Source organism: Bradyrhizobium sp. ERR14 (assembly GCF_014198235.1).
Taxonomy (GTDB): Bacteria; Pseudomonadota; Alphaproteobacteria; order Rhizobiales; family Xanthobacteraceae; genus Bradyrhizobium.
In genome coordinates, this window is the sequence record NZ_JACIHD010000017.1 from 130,735 (window position 1) to 144,862 (window position 14,128).

General features: G+C 64.8%; 11 protein-coding genes. All 11 read left to right on the forward strand.

The window, feature by feature from the left end:
• The first annotated feature begins 13 nt into the window (after nt 1–13).
• The 11 genes from GGD62_RS31650 to GGD62_RS31700 all read left to right on the forward strand — a co-directional run bounded on the left by GGD62_RS31650 (nt 14) and on the right by GGD62_RS31700 (nt 13,764).
• Nucleotides 14–1,225, forward strand: coding sequence for an acyl-CoA dehydrogenase (locus GGD62_RS31650; protein ID WP_183712090.1), 1,212 nt, complete (start codon nt 14–16; stop codon nt 1,223–1,225).
• Nucleotides 1,225–2,253 carry an acyl-CoA dehydrogenase family protein gene (locus tag GGD62_RS31655; RefSeq protein ID WP_183712108.1) on the forward strand — a complete coding sequence of 343 codons (1,029 nt, stop codon included), beginning with the start codon at nt 1,225–1,227 and terminating at the stop codon, nt 2,251–2,253. Before GGD62_RS31650 ends, GGD62_RS31655 begins: the two co-directional genes overlap by 1 nt.
• Nucleotides 2,254–2,264: 11 nt before the next feature.
• Entirely contained in the window at nt 2,265–3,038 is a 774-nt protein-coding gene (locus GGD62_RS31660; protein WP_183712092.1) for an SDR family NAD(P)-dependent oxidoreductase, read from the forward strand.
• A gap of 13 nt (nt 3,039–3,051) precedes the next feature.
• Nucleotides 3,052–3,858, forward strand: coding sequence for a carboxymuconolactone decarboxylase family protein (locus tag GGD62_RS31665; protein ID WP_183712094.1), 807 nt, complete (start codon nt 3,052–3,054; stop codon nt 3,856–3,858).
• Nucleotides 3,855–4,322, forward strand: coding sequence for a tripartite tricarboxylate transporter TctB family protein (locus GGD62_RS31670; protein ID WP_092256024.1), 468 nt, complete (start codon nt 3,855–3,857; stop codon nt 4,320–4,322). The genes GGD62_RS31665 and GGD62_RS31670 overlap by 4 nt, the downstream gene beginning before the upstream one ends.
• Before the next feature lie 12 nt (nt 4,323–4,334).
• Nucleotides 4,335–5,834, forward strand: a complete 1,500-nt coding sequence (locus GGD62_RS31675; protein WP_183712096.1) for a tripartite tricarboxylate transporter permease — start codon at nt 4,335–4,337, stop codon at nt 5,832–5,834.
• A 514-nt stretch (nt 5,835–6,348) separates the two neighbouring features.
• On the forward strand, nt 6,349–6,492 hold the full coding sequence (locus GGD62_RS31680; RefSeq protein WP_157644191.1) for a hypothetical protein: 144 nt from the start codon (nt 6,349–6,351) through the stop codon (nt 6,490–6,492).
• 281 nt (nt 6,493–6,773) lie between these two features.
• Nucleotides 6,774–8,720: a TonB-dependent siderophore receptor gene (locus GGD62_RS31685; protein WP_246800365.1), complete on the forward strand. Its 1,947-nt coding sequence runs from the start codon at nt 6,774–6,776 to the stop codon at nt 8,718–8,720.
• Nucleotides 8,721–8,925: 205 nt separating this feature from the next.
• Entirely contained in the window at nt 8,926–10,005 is a 1,080-nt protein-coding gene (locus GGD62_RS31690; protein ID WP_183712100.1) for a HoxN/HupN/NixA family nickel/cobalt transporter, read from the forward strand.
• A complete protein-coding gene (locus GGD62_RS31695) occupies nt 9,986–12,298 on the forward strand; it encodes a TonB-dependent receptor (protein WP_183712102.1) in 2,313 nt (770 codons plus the stop codon). The genes GGD62_RS31690 and GGD62_RS31695 overlap by 20 nt, the downstream gene beginning before the upstream one ends.
• Nucleotides 12,299–12,444: 146 nt before the next feature.
• Nucleotides 12,445–13,764 carry a DUF3422 domain-containing protein gene (locus GGD62_RS31700; protein WP_018316040.1) on the forward strand — a complete coding sequence of 440 codons (1,320 nt, stop codon included), beginning with the start codon at nt 12,445–12,447 and terminating at the stop codon, nt 13,762–13,764.
• Nucleotides 13,765–14,128: the final 364 nt, after the last annotated feature.

Sequence of the window (14,128 nt, forward strand, 5' to 3'; positions counted from 1 at the left end):
CAGGAAGCGTGCGATGAGTGTGGTTGAAGCGGTATCGATGCAAGCCGTCGTGGTGGAGAACCTGACGGATGAAGCCTATCGCGGCGCGATGCGTCGCTGGCTGCAAGGCAATCTGCCCGCCAGTTTCCGCAGCGACAGCGCCGCATTCGCATCGCCCACACTTCAGCAGTCCATTGCCTGGGAGGCGGCGATGTACCGCGCCGGGCTGACGGGCATCACCTGGCCGCAGGCCTATGGCGGGCACGGCCGCTCCTTGCGTGAGCACCTGATCGCCAATCAGGAGATCGGTGCGCTCGCGATGCCCGAAAGCGTCAACTCGATCGGCAAGGAGCTTGCCGGTCCCATCATTCTCGCAGTTGGGACCGAAGAGCAGAAGCAGCGTTTCCTGCCTGCGATCCTCGACATGCGCAACATCTGGTGTCAGGGTTTTTCCGAGCCCGAAGCCGGCTCCGACCTGGCGGGGCTCCGCACCCGCGCCACCCGGGACGGTGACGCCTGGCGCATCACCGGCCAGAAAATCTGGACCAGCGGCGCATACCGGGCTCAACGCTGTCTCGTGCTCGCCCGCACCGGGCCGCTGGAGGACCGCCATCGCGGCCTTGCGATGTTCGCGGTGCCGCTCGATGCGAAGGGCGTGCGGGTGCGGACCATCAAGTCGATCGATGGCCGCGAAAGCTTCTGCGAGGTCTTCTTCGACGAGGTCGAGGTGGCCCAGACCGATGCGATCGGCGCGCCCGACGAGGGCTGGGCCGCGGCGATCCGCGTGCTGGAGATCGAGCGTGCGACCAACCGCATGTATCGCGCCTGGCGCTTCGAGAACGAGCTGCGCCACCTGATTTCGGCCTGCAAGGCGGATGCCGCGCTGTCGCAGATGGTCGACGATCATCACTACGCGGTCAGGCTCGGCGAGGTCGCGGTCGAGATCGAGGTGCTGAAAGCACATGTCGAGACCGCCGTCGAGGCGCTCGTCAATGGTGACAAGATCGGCGCGCGGGGCAGCCTTGCGAAGCTCTATTGGAGCGAATCGCATCAGCGCTTTGCCGCGCTCGCCCTGGAGCTGCTCCAGCAGGCCATGTTGCCGCAGCTCGCGGCGATCAAGGTGGCGCGGCGGCGGTTCGAGGCGATCTATCTGCAGGCCCGCGCCGAAACGATCTACGCCGGCACGACCGAGATACAGCTCGGCATCATCGCCGATCGGATCCTCCAGCTCTCGCGAGGCAAGTGATGATCGTGGCTGGTGAAGGACTGCAGCCCGCCGAATTCGCCGCAACCGCGACGCGTGCGGTCGTCGCCTGTGCGGGGCAGGAGATGCGGGCGCAGGCGCGCAATCTCGCCGGTGACGGACTGCTCGGCATCATCGCGGACGAAGAGGTCGGGGGGCTCGCCCTGGCGCTGAGCTTCGCGGTGCCGGTGATCGCGGCCGCCCATTCCGGACTGCTCGGCTTTCCGCTGCTCGAGACGCTCTTTGCCGGCCGCCTGCTCCAGCAGTCGCTGCCGCATCTCGCCACCGCGATCGTCTCGGGCGAGACGTTGGTGTCCATCGCGTGGCAGGGCGAGGCTGTCGCCGAGCGGGAAGGGGAAGCTGTCGTGTTGAGCGGCTGGGTTGCGCGAGCCCCCTGCGCGGACAAAACCGACTATCTGTTGGTCCGGATCGGCGAAGGTGCTGCGGCATTGATTCCGATCGATGCCGAAGGCGTTGTGGTGGAAGACGCGGCAGGCCTCGATCTGACTGTGCCGGAACACGCGGTGCGTCTCCAGAGGGTCCGCATTCCCATCGACTCGATCCTGCCGGCGAACACATGGGATATGCTCAGCTCAGACGCCAACGTACTGCGTGCCGCGGCCATCCTGGGATCTGCCGAGGCCTGCCTGTCGCTGGCGCAGGAGCATGCGTCGACGCGCCGGCAGTTCGGTCACGCTCTGTCCTACAATCAAGCCATTCGTCATGCGCTGGCGCGACAGAAGCTGGGGCTGGAGAGCATTCGTCATGCGATCACGCGAAGCCTGTCCGAGGGGAGTGGTTCCGTTCAGCGCGATGCGGCGTTCCTGGCCGCGGCAACCTATGGCAGCTCGATCAGCGAAGGCGCGCTGCAGATCCATGGCGGTATGGGCTTCACCTGGGACATTCCGGTGCATCGTCATTTGCGCCGGATCCGGACGCTGCAAGCGCAGGGCGATGCCAGCGGCCTGATCAGCGCATTTGGCCGCCGTTACGTATCGGAAATTGCTCCGTTCACTGAGGCAGGAGCATGAAGGAGATGACCATGACCGAGGCCAGGGATCAGACGCTCGCGGGCCGCGTTGCACTCGTCACCGGTGCCGGAAACGGCATCGGCCGTGCGACTGCGCTCAAATTGGCCTCACGCGGCGCGATTGTCGGCGTCAATGATCTGAAGCCGGAATTCGTGAACGGCACGGTCGATGCGATCAAGGCCTCCGGCGGCGAGGCGCTGGCCGTTACGCAGGACGTGTCCAGTCGCGACGGCATGCGGCAGGCGGTGCTTGGAGTGGCGGAGCGGCAGGGACGGTTCGACATCCTCGTCAACAACGCAGCCTGGGTCCGCTACCAGTCGGTCGCCGACATCGCGCCGGAGACCGTCGAGCGCATGCTCAATATCGGCTTCAAGTCGGTGATGTGGGGTATCCAGGCGGCCGCGGAAGTCATGGATGCCGAACGTGGCGGCGCGATCGTCAACGTCGCTTCGGTGGCCGGTCTGCTGTCGGCCAAGAACAGCATCGTCTACAGCGGCATCAAGGCCGGCGTCATGGGCATCACACGCGCAGCCGCGGCGGAGCTCGGGGAGCGCAACATCCGCGTCAACGCGGTGGCGCCCTCGGCGATCCCGACCGAAGGAACCATGCGCAACCGCAACGCCGAGCTCGATGCGCGCCGGATCGCACGAACGCCGCTGGGGCGGCTCGGCACGGTCGACGACATCGCCAAGGCGATCTGTTTCCTCGCCGGCGACGACAGCGCATTCATCTCGGCACAGGTGCTCACCGTCGACGGCGGGATCACCCTGACCAACATTGCCTGACGGTGCGATCGCCATGTCCAGTCTGACGCCGGAACAGCAGGTCCTGAAAGAGGCCTATATCAAGGCGCGCGGCTATTGGCGGCCCTGGACGGAAGGCCTGCTGCGCCTCGATCCCGAATTTCTTCAGACCTACGGCAAGTATGCGGGCTACGCCGCGGAGAAGGGGCCGCTGTCGCCCAAGATGCGGGAGCTGATCTACGTCGCGCTCGATGGCTCAGCGACGCATCTGTTCCGCTCAGGGCTCGCACTGCACCTCCGCCTCGCGCTTCAGGAGGGGGCGTCGGCGCGGGAGATCGTCGATGTATTCCGTCTCGCAACGGCCCAGGGGCTCGACGGCTGCAACGTCGGCGTCGGCATTCTCGCGGAAGAACTGGCAAGCGCGGGCCTGGAGGTCGATCAAGGCGAGCTCTCGGACGAGCAGAGAGTGCTGCGGGATGCCTATGTCGCGCGGTTCGGCGATTGGCCTGACTTCTGCGAGCAGTGGCTGCGACACGATCCCGGCTATTTCGCCCTCTTGTTCGATCTCCTCGCGGGCGGAGCGGCCGGGGAGGGCCTCGACCAGCGGTCGCAATGTCTGATCTCGATCGCATTGAACGCCTGCTTCACGGCGCTCAACCCGCAAGGGCTGCGCGTGCAGATCAAACGGGCCCTGCGGCTCGGCATCGGCCAGCGGGAGATCCTGCAGGTTCTCCAGATGACCGCGCATCTAGGCGTTCATTCCTGCGCCATCGGCATGCCGGTTCTGATGGAAGCCCTCGATGAGCGTTCGTCGATGGCCGGCGCAAGCGGGGAAGGGCCGGGCGAGGGAGAGCGAGCATGAAGGGATTGGCGATCCGCAATCACAGGGCCTTCGCGTCCGGCGCACTATTCCTCGCCTTTGCAATCTTCTTCTTCGTGGCGGCGCTCGGCTACCCCGCGGGCACGGTCGCGCGAATGGGGCCGGGCTATTTCCCGCGCCTGCTCGCGATCGTGCTCGCTGCCATCGGCCTCGTCGTGATTCTCAGTGCCATGAAGCCCGCCGCGGAACGGCAGCTGCTGCGCAAATGGGATTTCAAGGGGCTCGCCTGGGTGACCGGGTCCGTGGTCCTGTTCGCAGCCTTGCTATTTCCGCTCGGTCTGGTCGGCGCCTTGTTCGTGCTGATCATGGTGTCGAGCCGGGCCAGCTCCGAGTTCACCTGGACGGGCGCGCTGGCGAATGCGGCGGTGCTGATTGCGCTGTGTCTTGCCGTCTTCGTCTACGGTCTCGGGTTGCAGCTGCCCGTCTGGCCGTCCCTTCTCAACTGAACGGGCCGATCGATGGATCTCGTCCACAATCTGGCGATCGGCTTTGCAACCGCCGCCCAGCCCGCCAACCTGCTCTACGCCTTCTTCGGATGTCTGCTCGGGACCTTGATCGGCGTGCTTCCCGGCCTCGGCCCGCTCGCAACTATCGCGATGTTGCTGCCGATCACCTATGCGCTGCCGCCGGACGCCGCGCTGATCATGCTCGCCGGAATCTATTACGGCGCGCAGTACGGCGGCTCGACCACTGCCATCGTCGTCAATTTGCCCGGCGAATCCTCCTCCGTCGTGACCACGATCGATGGCTACCAGATGGCGAAGCAGGGCCGCGCCGGCGTCGCGCTCGCCACCGCTGCCATCGGCTCGTTTTTTGCAGGATGCGTGGCCACGCTCGCGCTGGCCGCCCTTGCAGGCCCGCTGACCGCGACGGCGCTGCTGTTTGGCCCAAAGGAATTCTTCGCGCTCATGATCCTGGGGCTGATCCTCGCCTCGGTGCTGTCGAGCGGCCCGTTTATCGAGGGCATCGGCATGGTCGTGCTCGGCATGCTCCTCAGCCTCGTCGGCACCGATTTGAACAGCGGCAGCCAGCGCTTTGCCTTCGGCATTCCCCAGCTGTTCGACGGTCTCGATTTCGTGCCGTTGGCGATGGGCATCTTCGGCTTTGCCGAGATCGTCAAGAATCTCGAGCAGGACGACAAGCTGTCGCTGGTCACCCAGAAGATCACCAATCTGTTTCCGACCCGCGACGACTTCCGCCGCATGGTGCCGGCGATGCTGCGCGGTACGGCCCTGGGCACGTTGCTGGGCGTCCTGCCCGGCGGCGGTGCGGTGCTCTCGTCCTTTGCGTCCTATACGCTCGAGAAGAAGCTGTCGCGGCATCCCGAGCAGTTCGGCAAAGGAGCCATCGAAGGCGTTGCAGGGCCTGAATCGGCGAATAACGCAGGCGCGCAGACCTCGTTCATTCCGCTGCTGACGCTCGGCGTTCCTTCCAACGTCGTGATGGCCCTGATGGTCGGCGCCATGAACATCCACAACATCCAGCCAGGCCCGGAGGTGATGACGAAGAACCCGACCCTGTTCTGGGGCCTCATCGTCTCGATGTGGGTCGGCAATCTGATGCTGCTGATCCTCAATCTTCCGCTCGTCGGGCTGTGGGTGAAGCTGCTCACCATTCCTTACCGATATCTGTTTCCGGCGATCATGGTGTTCTGTTCGATCGGCGTCTATTCCATCAACAGCGGAACATTCGAGGTCTACGAGGCCGCGATGTTCTGCGTGTTCGGCTACGTCCTGATCAAGCTGCAATTGCCGGCGGCGCCGCTGCTGCTGGGGCTGGTTCTGGGCCCTGCCATCGAGGAGAATTTTCGCCGTGCCATGGTGCTGTCGCGCGGCGACGTCACCGTGCTGCTCACCTCGCCGCTCTCGGCGAGCCTCCTGGCCGCGGCCGCCATCGCGATTCTCCTGATCATGCTGCCCACGATCCGGGCGCGGCGCGAGGAGGCGCTGCAGGAATGAGATGAGGGCATCAGCCGGATCCACCAGCTCAACATCGCCCGTCTCGCAACCAGAATGTCGTAACGCTCGGCAATTTCCGCCGATCTGAGCAGCCCCGTCCGTCCTGTCGCGACCCCCGGACCTATCGGCATTGCGGCCATCATCAGCCGGATCATGATCTCGCTGAGATCGAGCGCACCTCACGCAGCGGCAGATGTCGTCGCAATAAAGGCCACAGCAACGAAGTGATGGCGCCGAAGCATTCCTGACGACCGCACTCCCGGCGAATCTTCCTGCGGCATTTTGACTGCACCGATCTGCAATCATCGAAAGCGCATTTGAATCGTTCCAGACATTCTCCTCCCGGTTGGCGATGATCGAGGCATTCTAAGTCGCGCGCACGCATTTGCGTTGCCGTCACGATGGCGTCTTTTTAAAGAGGCGATGCAGATCGCTGACGTTCGGATGTTGCCGCCAAGACGAAGGCAGCAAACGCGCGTGCGCGTCTGCAGAGCAACTAATTGACGGGCCATGCATGCCGGCCGAGCTCGGATACGAAGAGCTGCTCTTCGATCCATGGTCGTTGCTGGCCAAACGCGGAAGCCGCTTCACGGCGGGCTGCGCGCTATTGATGAAGGACTTTCTGGAATGCGACGTGCGGGTGGGGATAAGACGGTAGCTCGCTTTGGTGCGGCGCTGCTGGGTGGTGTGGCGTGGCTGACGTGGTTCGAATCGCCTGCTCAATCCCAAACGTCCCAGGGCGGTAATTCCCTTCCGCCCGTGACTGTCGAAGCCCCGACGCAACAGTCGGTTCGCCGTGCGCCAACCAGGCGAAACGATGCGCGGGTCCGATCGACCTCACGGCGCGCCCCGCAAGCCCCGACGGTCGCAGTGCAATCGCAACCGGCTGTCGTCCCGCCATTTGCCGGCGGGCAGGTCGCTCAAGGCGCGCGACTGGGGATGCTCGGAAATACCAACACCATGAAGTCGCCGTTCAGCGTGACGAGCTACACGGACAAGCTCATTCGGGATCAGCAGGCGGCAACGGGTGCGGATGCCCTGATCCTCGATCCCTCCGTGCGAAGTTCCCACCCGACCGGCGGTATCGTCGATTCCTTCAACATACGCGGCTTTCCGATCAACGAAGGCAATAACGGTGAGTTCGCCTTCGAGGGCCTTTACGGAATCGCGCCGACATATCGGATCTTCACGGACTACGTCGAGCGCATCGAAGTACTCAAGGGTCCCTCGGCCGCGCTCTCGGGCATGGCGCCCAATGGCGGCGTTGGCGGCGTCATCAATGTCGTGCCCAAGCGCGCGGAAGAGGATTTGACCCGCTTGACCGCGAGCTACGGCTCGACCGCACGTTTCGGCGGTCACTGGGATGTTGCGAGGCGCTACGGCGATGGCAAGGAATGGGGCGTACGCGCCAGCGGAAGCGTCCGCGGCGGCGACACGCCCATCAATCGCCAATCCGAGACGACAGGTGTCGGATCGCTGGCGCTCGACTATCAAGGCGAACGGTTCAGGTCCTGGCTCTATCTCATCGCCCAGACCGATCGGTTCGACGCGCCGTCACGTCCCTTTCTGATGGCTCCCGGCCTGCAGGTGCCGAAGGCGCCGGACGGCAAGCTGAACGTGACCCAGCCCTGGGAATGGTCGCGCATCAACGACCAGTCCGCCTTGCTGCGGACCGAGTACGATCTCACCGAGCAGGTCACGCTGTTCGCGGATGTCGGCGGCTCCAAGACCAACGTCGAGCGGTTCTTCGGTCTTCCGACCATCGTCAGCACGAGCGGCAATACGACCTCAACGCCCCAGTACTTCGGCCTCAGCATCGATCGAACTACATATGATGGCGGTGTTCGCGCCCGCTTCGATACCGGCTTCGTCCACCATGCCGTCGCCTTCCAGGCCTCGGTCTATCACGACGCGCTGCACCGGCGGCTCACCAATGGCAGTCTGGTCACCTCGAACATCTACAGTCCGACCGTCGCGCCGACGCAGTTCGCGAACGAGATCAGCGACCGTCCCCGGCTCTCGGACAGCGAGCTTACCGGGCTCTCGATTGCCGACACCTTGTCCGTGCTCGATGAGCGCGTCCTGTTGACTTTGGGCGTCCGGCGCCAGGGCATCGAGGCGCACAACTACCTCTCCAACGTCGGGACACTGACGTCGTCCTATGACAAGAGCGCGGTCACCCCTGTGGTCGGCCTCGTCGTCCGGCCCTTGGACAATATTTCCCTGTACGCGAACTACGTCGAAGGTCTCGCCCGGGGCGACGTGGCTCCTCAGAACGCGTCCAATTTCGGCGAAGTGCTGCAGCCTTACGTCGCCAAGCAGTACGAGGCCGGCATCAAAGTGGATTTTGGCCGGATTGCAACCACCTTCAGCGCGTTCGAGATATCGAAGGCGAGCGGCGAGCTCTCCGCCGGGCGCTTCGCGGCGACAGGCGAGCAACGAGTCCGCGGGCTCGAATTCAACGTATCCGGCGAGCTCACGCCGGATGTTCGTATCCTCGGAGGCGTTTCGCTGCTGGACGGCACCCTGACCAAGACCGCCGTCGCGGCCAATGTGGGCAACACGCCGATCGGCGTTCCGAACATACAGGCCAATATCGGCGCGGAGTGGGACCTCCCGTGGATGAGAGGGCTCACCGTGAATGGAGCCGTGATCTACACGGGCAGGCAGTTCGTCGACACCGCGAACAAGCAGCCGATTCCGGATTGGACGCGGCTCGACCTCGGCGCTCGCTACACCACCGCGATCAACGGCAAGAAGACGGTTTTCCGCGCAAACATCCAGAACGTGACCGGTGAGAGTTACTGGTCCAGCGTGGCTTCGTTCGGAACGTTCTTCCTGGGAGCACCGCGCACATATCTCCTGTCGATGACCGTGGACATGTGATCGTTGCGCATTTCGCTTGCGTGAAACGCAGCCCAGCATTCCGCTCCGGCGCCGTGATGCGCCGGACTAAAAAAGTCTCCATTGAATCAACGAGGTGACTTCCGTCTCGGTGGGCCCTTTCGGCCGCCAGGCCGAAAAGTGGCGCGGCTCTTGCTCTTGCCAGTATGAGGGTTCTTGATAAACGTCATACTGCGGGATCAGGTGGATGGAGCAGGCGGTGAGGCGGACTCTGCGGGCGGTCGAGCCCGGAACGGTGGTGCTGTTCGGGGGGCTGATCGCCGCCAACATCGCCGCATGGGCCTGGGCCTTCGCGCTGTTCGGCGACCGGCCGACGGTGCTTGCGACTGCGCTGCTGGCCTGGGTGTTCGGTCTGCGCCACGCCGTCGATGCCGACCACATCGCCGCCATCGACAACGTCGTGCGCAAGCTGATGCAGACGGGTGGCGCGCCGCGTAGCGTCGGCCTCTATTTTGCGCTCGGCCATTCCACCGTCGTCGTGGTCGCGACCATATTGCTCGCGCTCGGCGTGGTGAGCCTGGGCGGCGATAGTCTGCTCAAGGAGATCGGGGGCCTCATCGGCACGTCGGTGTCGGCGCTGTTCCTGCTCGTGATCGCGGCCATCAATCTCGTCATCTTCGCCGGCCTGTGGCGGACGTTTCGCGCGGTGCGGGAGCAGGGGGTTCACGACGCCGAAGGTCTTGAGACGCTGCTCGCCAACCGCGGCTTCCTCGCGCGACTGCTCGGACCGCTGTTCCGCCTGGTCACGAAACCCTGGCACATGTATCCACTCGGCTTCCTGTTCGGGCTGGGCTTCGACACGGCGACCGAGATCGGCCTGCTCAGCATCTCAGCAACCGAAGCCGCGCGCGGCGCGTCGGTCGCCGACGTGCTGGTTTTCCCTGCACTGTTCGCGTCGGGCATGGCGCTGGTCGACACCGCCGATTCCGCGCTGATGGTGAGCGCCTATCGATGGGCCTTCGTCGATCCCTTGCGAAAGCTCTGGTACAACCTCACGATCACCGGCGCCTCGGTGGCGGTCGCGCTGTTCATCGGTGGTATCGAGGCGCTCGGGCTGATCGCCGACCGGCTCGACTTGTCCGGAGGGATGTGGACGCTGGTCGAGGGCCTCAACGAGTCGCTCGCCAATGTCGGCTTTGCCGTGATCGCGCTGTTTGCAATCGCCTGGCTCGTCTCGGTCGTGCTCTATCGCCGCATCTTTGCGGACGGCCGGCACCGGGCCGCGACGAAAGCTCTGGCATGCACCGATGCAACCGAAGCGGCGTGAGCCCTGTCGTGGCGGCGGCGCGCTGACGGCACTCTCGGCCCTGGTTCTGCTCGCGGATGACGGCCGCGCTTTCGCCCAGGGCGAAAACACCTCACGCGAGTTGCCGCCAATCCAGGTCGGCGGCGGCGAGACGACGGGGCGCAAGAAGCCGGTCGCATCGCGCCGGGCCGGCAAGCCGTCCCCGGCCGACCACCGCATCCCCGCGTATCCGGCAGCGGCGCAAGCGTCGGATGTGCGCAGCGTCGCCTCGGGTGCAAAGGGTCAGCTTGGCATGGCCAGCGAGATCTCCGTCTCGGGCGAGGAGATCAATGGACGCCCTTTCACGCGGCCGGGCGAAGCGCTCGAAGCCGTGCCGGGTCTCATCGTGACGCAGCATTCCGGCGAGGGCAAAGCCAACCAGTATTTCCTGCGCGGTTATAATCTCGACCACGGCACCGACCTTGCCATCACCGTCGACGGCGTCCCCGTGAACATGCGCACCCACGCGCACGGCCAGGGCTATGCCGATCTCAACTGGCTGATCCCGGAAACCATCGCCGCAGTGGACGCGCGCAAGGGGCCGTACTTCGCCGACGAAGGCGATTTCGCCTCGGCCGGCAGCGTCCATATCGGTCTGATCGACCGCACCAGGGGAATAGCGCAGCTGACCGCCGGCAGCTTCGGCTATCGCCGCCTGCTCGGCATGGACTCCGCGAAGGTCGGTGACGGCTCCTTGCTCGTGGCCGGCGAGATCGGGACCTACAACGGCCCGTGGGACAACCCGGACAATGTGCGAAAGCTCAACGGCCTCGTGCGCTACAGCCAGGGCACCGCGACCGACGGCGTCTCCGTCACCGGCATGGCCTACGCCAACAAATGGAATTCGACGGACCAGGTCCCGCAGCGCGCGATCGCATCCGGCTTTCTCGATCGCTTCGGCTCGGAAGATCCAAGCGACGGGGGCAACACCAACCGTTTCGCGCTCTCGGGCCGCATCGCGCAGAGCGACGACCTCGGCTCCTGGAAAGTCAACGCCTATGTCGTGAAAAGCCAGCTCGACCTCTTCAACAATTTCACCTACTTCCTCAGCGATCCCGTGCTCGGCGACCAGTTCCACCAGCACGACGATCGCCTGATGGCGGGCGCCAACATCTCGCGCACGCTGAACGGCTCGTTGGCGGGCTTGCCGATGCAGACCAGCTTTGGCCTGCAGTCGCGCTATGATGCGATCGATCTCGCACTCACCAACACCTTCCAGCGCGGCTTCCTTGCCAACATTCGCAGCGACAAGGTCGGCGAGGGCAGCGTCGGCGTCTATGCCGAAAACACGGTGCGCTGGACTGACTGGCTCAGGACGACGGTGGGATGGCGCGGCGACTATTATGCCGCCGACGTCACGTCGCGGTTCAATGCCAACAACTCCGGCCGCACCGACGCCGCGCTCGGCAGCCCGAAATTCAGGATGGTGCTCGGCCCGTTCAGCCAGACCGAATTCTTCTTCGGCGCCGGCTACGGCATGCACTCCAACGACGCCCGCGGCGCGACCACGACGGAGGATCCCAGCGATCCCGCGACGAGGCTGACGCCAGCGCCGCTCCTGGTGCGCACCAGGGGTGCAGAGGTCGGCGTGCGCAGCAGGATCGTTCCCGGCCTCGACACCTCGCTCAGCGTCTTCATGCTGGATCAGGATTCCGAGATCCTGTTCTCCGGCGATGCCGGGGACACGTCCGCGACCCGCGCCAGCCGACGCTACGGCTTCGAATGGACCAACCACTACCGGCCGACGTCCTGGATCGACATCGATGCCGATCTCGCAATGACTCATGCACGCTTCCGCGGCTATGACAGCGAGCAGGCGGACGTCTATGCCTCGCTCGCCGGCTATCCCGAGGCGCAGATCGGCAACGCGCCCGGCAACTACATTCCGAACTCGCCGGCGATGGTGGCATCGGCAGGCGTCACGCTGGGCGAGAGGACCGGCTGGTTCGGAACCTTGCGCTGGCGCTATCTGGCGTCGAGCCCGCTGACGGAGGACAACGCATTCCGTTCCTCTGCGACCAGCATTTTCAACGGCCGCCTTGGCTATCGCATCGACAATGGCTGGCACCTTCAGCTCGACGTGCTGAACCTCTTCAACACGAGGGCGAACCAGATCAGCTATGCCTATGGCTCGCTGCTCAAGACCGATACGCTTTACAACCTCTGCATATCGGGCACTGCGCCAACTTCAGTCTGTCAGAACGGCGTGATGGACTACGTGCTGCACCCCGTGGAGCCGTTGACGTTCCGTCTTACCATCGCCGGGACGTTCTAGGTCGCGGCAGGCCATGGGCCGCGAGAGTCTCCGCGCGAAAAAATGGTCCCGCAACGCGCGATGCGTTGCAGGCGAGGTGTGTTGTGGTAGTGAACGGCGAGGTTGGCGACACATCGCGGCCTGAAAGCCCAGCAGGGGGACCGTCGATGAACCGTGACCTCGATCTCGCCGACTTCGAACTGCACCCGCAGCGTGGTGCGGTGCTGGCCGAGGTGCATGCCCGCCCATTCACCCGGCTGACAGCGCCGGTCACGGTGCTGCGCTTTGCCTTTCTCGGCCAGGGCGAGGTCGCTGAGGCGGACCGGCAGAGCTTCGTGGCATTCTGCATGTCGCACGGCCAGGCGCCGCCGGACGCCGGAACCAAGCATCATCAGGTGATGATCGGTGACACCCAGCTCCGCTGGGAGCAACACTCGGAGTTCAGCACCTTCACCTGGATCCTGAGCAGCCCGCAGACGCCCGCGCGCCGGTTCGGCGAGATCGGTGAAGAGTCGGCCGCGTTGATCCGGTCTCTGCGCCAATCCGGCCAATTGCTGGTCGCCGTCAAGCTCGAAGTCGAGCAGACTTCGGCGGCGTTGGAGCGTGCGCAGCAGCTGTTCGAGAGAGGCAGTCTCGCCATTGCCGCGGTCCGCAGCGGACCTGCCGTCGTCGCATCCGACTTTCGCACGGACGATCAGGGCTTCGTCCGCATTCTCGTTTGCAACGACGGCCTCTCGCCCGGCCGGCTCGGCGCCCTTGTGCAGCGTGTGCTGGAGATCGAGACCTATCGCACGCTGGCGCTGCTCGGTCTGCCCGCCGCGCTCGAGCTTGCGCCCGCTGTCGATCATATCGGTAGGCGGCTCGTCGAAGTGCTCGAGGAGATGCAGGGCGCCGAGGATCTCAAGCTCAACAACCATCTCCTGACGGAACTGACCGCATTGGCGGCTTCGCTGGAAAGGGGAGCTGCCGGCAGCTCGTTTCGGTTCGGCGCCAGCCGCGCCTACAACGACATCGTGCAGGCCCGCCTCGCGGTGATCGAAGGCGGCGAGATCGCGGGCTATCCGACCTGGTCCTCCTTCCTCGCCCGCCGCATGGCACCTGCGATGCGCACCTGCGCGACGATGGAGGACCGGCAGGCCGATCTGTCGATCAAGCTCGCGCGCGCGGCTGATCTGTTGCGCACACGCGTCGATGTCGAGCTCGAGGAGCAGAACCGCGATCTGCTGCGCTCGATGGATGAGCGCACCCGGTTGCAATTGAGGCTACAGAGCACGGTCGAAGGCTTGTCAGTGGCGGCCATCGGCTACTACGTCGTCAGCCTGTTCGGCTACCTCGCCAAGGGCGCCCATGACGGCGGCCTGCATGTCGAGCCTTCGCTGGCAACCGCGATCTTCGTGCCGGTTGCCGTGGCGGTGGTCTGGATCGTCACCCGCAATATCCGCAGGCGGCACTTGAAGCACGACGAAATGTCCGGCGCTCACGACTGAAGGCGCATACGAGGCCCTTGCGCTCCCGCGCCGATCCGGGATGTCGCTACGCTCGGGCTCCGGGGCCGAGCCTGTGTCGCCCTCTGTCAATCCACGTGCGCAAAAATATTCCACTTTACCGAAATTCGGTTTCGGCGTATGTGTTGCCCATCCCGGCTCACCCAAGAGGGGCGACTATGTGTCGTCACTGTCGCGAGCCGGGCTTGCGGTGGACGCGGCAGCGTCGGCACGAGAGGCGCGGGCAGGGCGGGTAGTCCCTGTGAGCCCGGGGCTTCGTGCGGACGAGCGGCGCTGTTCAGTTCGTCTCGCCACATTCTTTCGGCAACGTCGACAAGGCCGGGAGATAATGTGGTGACCAGCGAAC

Excerpts from the sequence above, each read along its gene's own strand:
- GGD62_RS31650 (WP_183712090.1), top strand. The coding sequence starts at position 14 with ATGAGTGTGGTTGAAGCGGTATCGATGCAAGCCGTCGTGGTGGAGAAC.
- GGD62_RS31655 (WP_183712108.1), top strand. The coding sequence starts at position 1,225 with ATGATCGTGGCTGGTGAAGGACTGCAGCCCGCCGAATTCGCCGCAACC.
- GGD62_RS31660 (WP_183712092.1), top strand. The coding sequence starts at position 2,265 with ATGACCGAGGCCAGGGATCAGACGCTCGCGGGCCGCGTTGCACTCGTC.
- GGD62_RS31665 (WP_183712094.1), top strand. The coding sequence starts at position 3,052 with ATGTCCAGTCTGACGCCGGAACAGCAGGTCCTGAAAGAGGCCTATATC.
- GGD62_RS31670 (WP_092256024.1), top strand. The coding sequence starts at position 3,855 with ATGAAGGGATTGGCGATCCGCAATCACAGGGCCTTCGCGTCCGGCGCA.
- GGD62_RS31675 (WP_183712096.1), top strand. The coding sequence starts at position 4,335 with ATGGATCTCGTCCACAATCTGGCGATCGGCTTTGCAACCGCCGCCCAG.
- GGD62_RS31680 (WP_157644191.1), top strand. The coding sequence starts at position 6,349 with ATGCCGGCCGAGCTCGGATACGAAGAGCTGCTCTTCGATCCATGGTCG.
- GGD62_RS31685 (WP_246800365.1), top strand. The coding sequence starts at position 6,774 with ATGCTCGGAAATACCAACACCATGAAGTCGCCGTTCAGCGTGACGAGC.
- GGD62_RS31690 (WP_183712100.1), top strand. The coding sequence starts at position 8,926 with ATGGAGCAGGCGGTGAGGCGGACTCTGCGGGCGGTCGAGCCCGGAACG.
- GGD62_RS31695 (WP_183712102.1), top strand. The coding sequence starts at position 9,986 with ATGCAACCGAAGCGGCGTGAGCCCTGTCGTGGCGGCGGCGCGCTGACG.
- GGD62_RS31700 (WP_018316040.1), top strand. The coding sequence starts at position 12,445 with ATGAACCGTGACCTCGATCTCGCCGACTTCGAACTGCACCCGCAGCGT.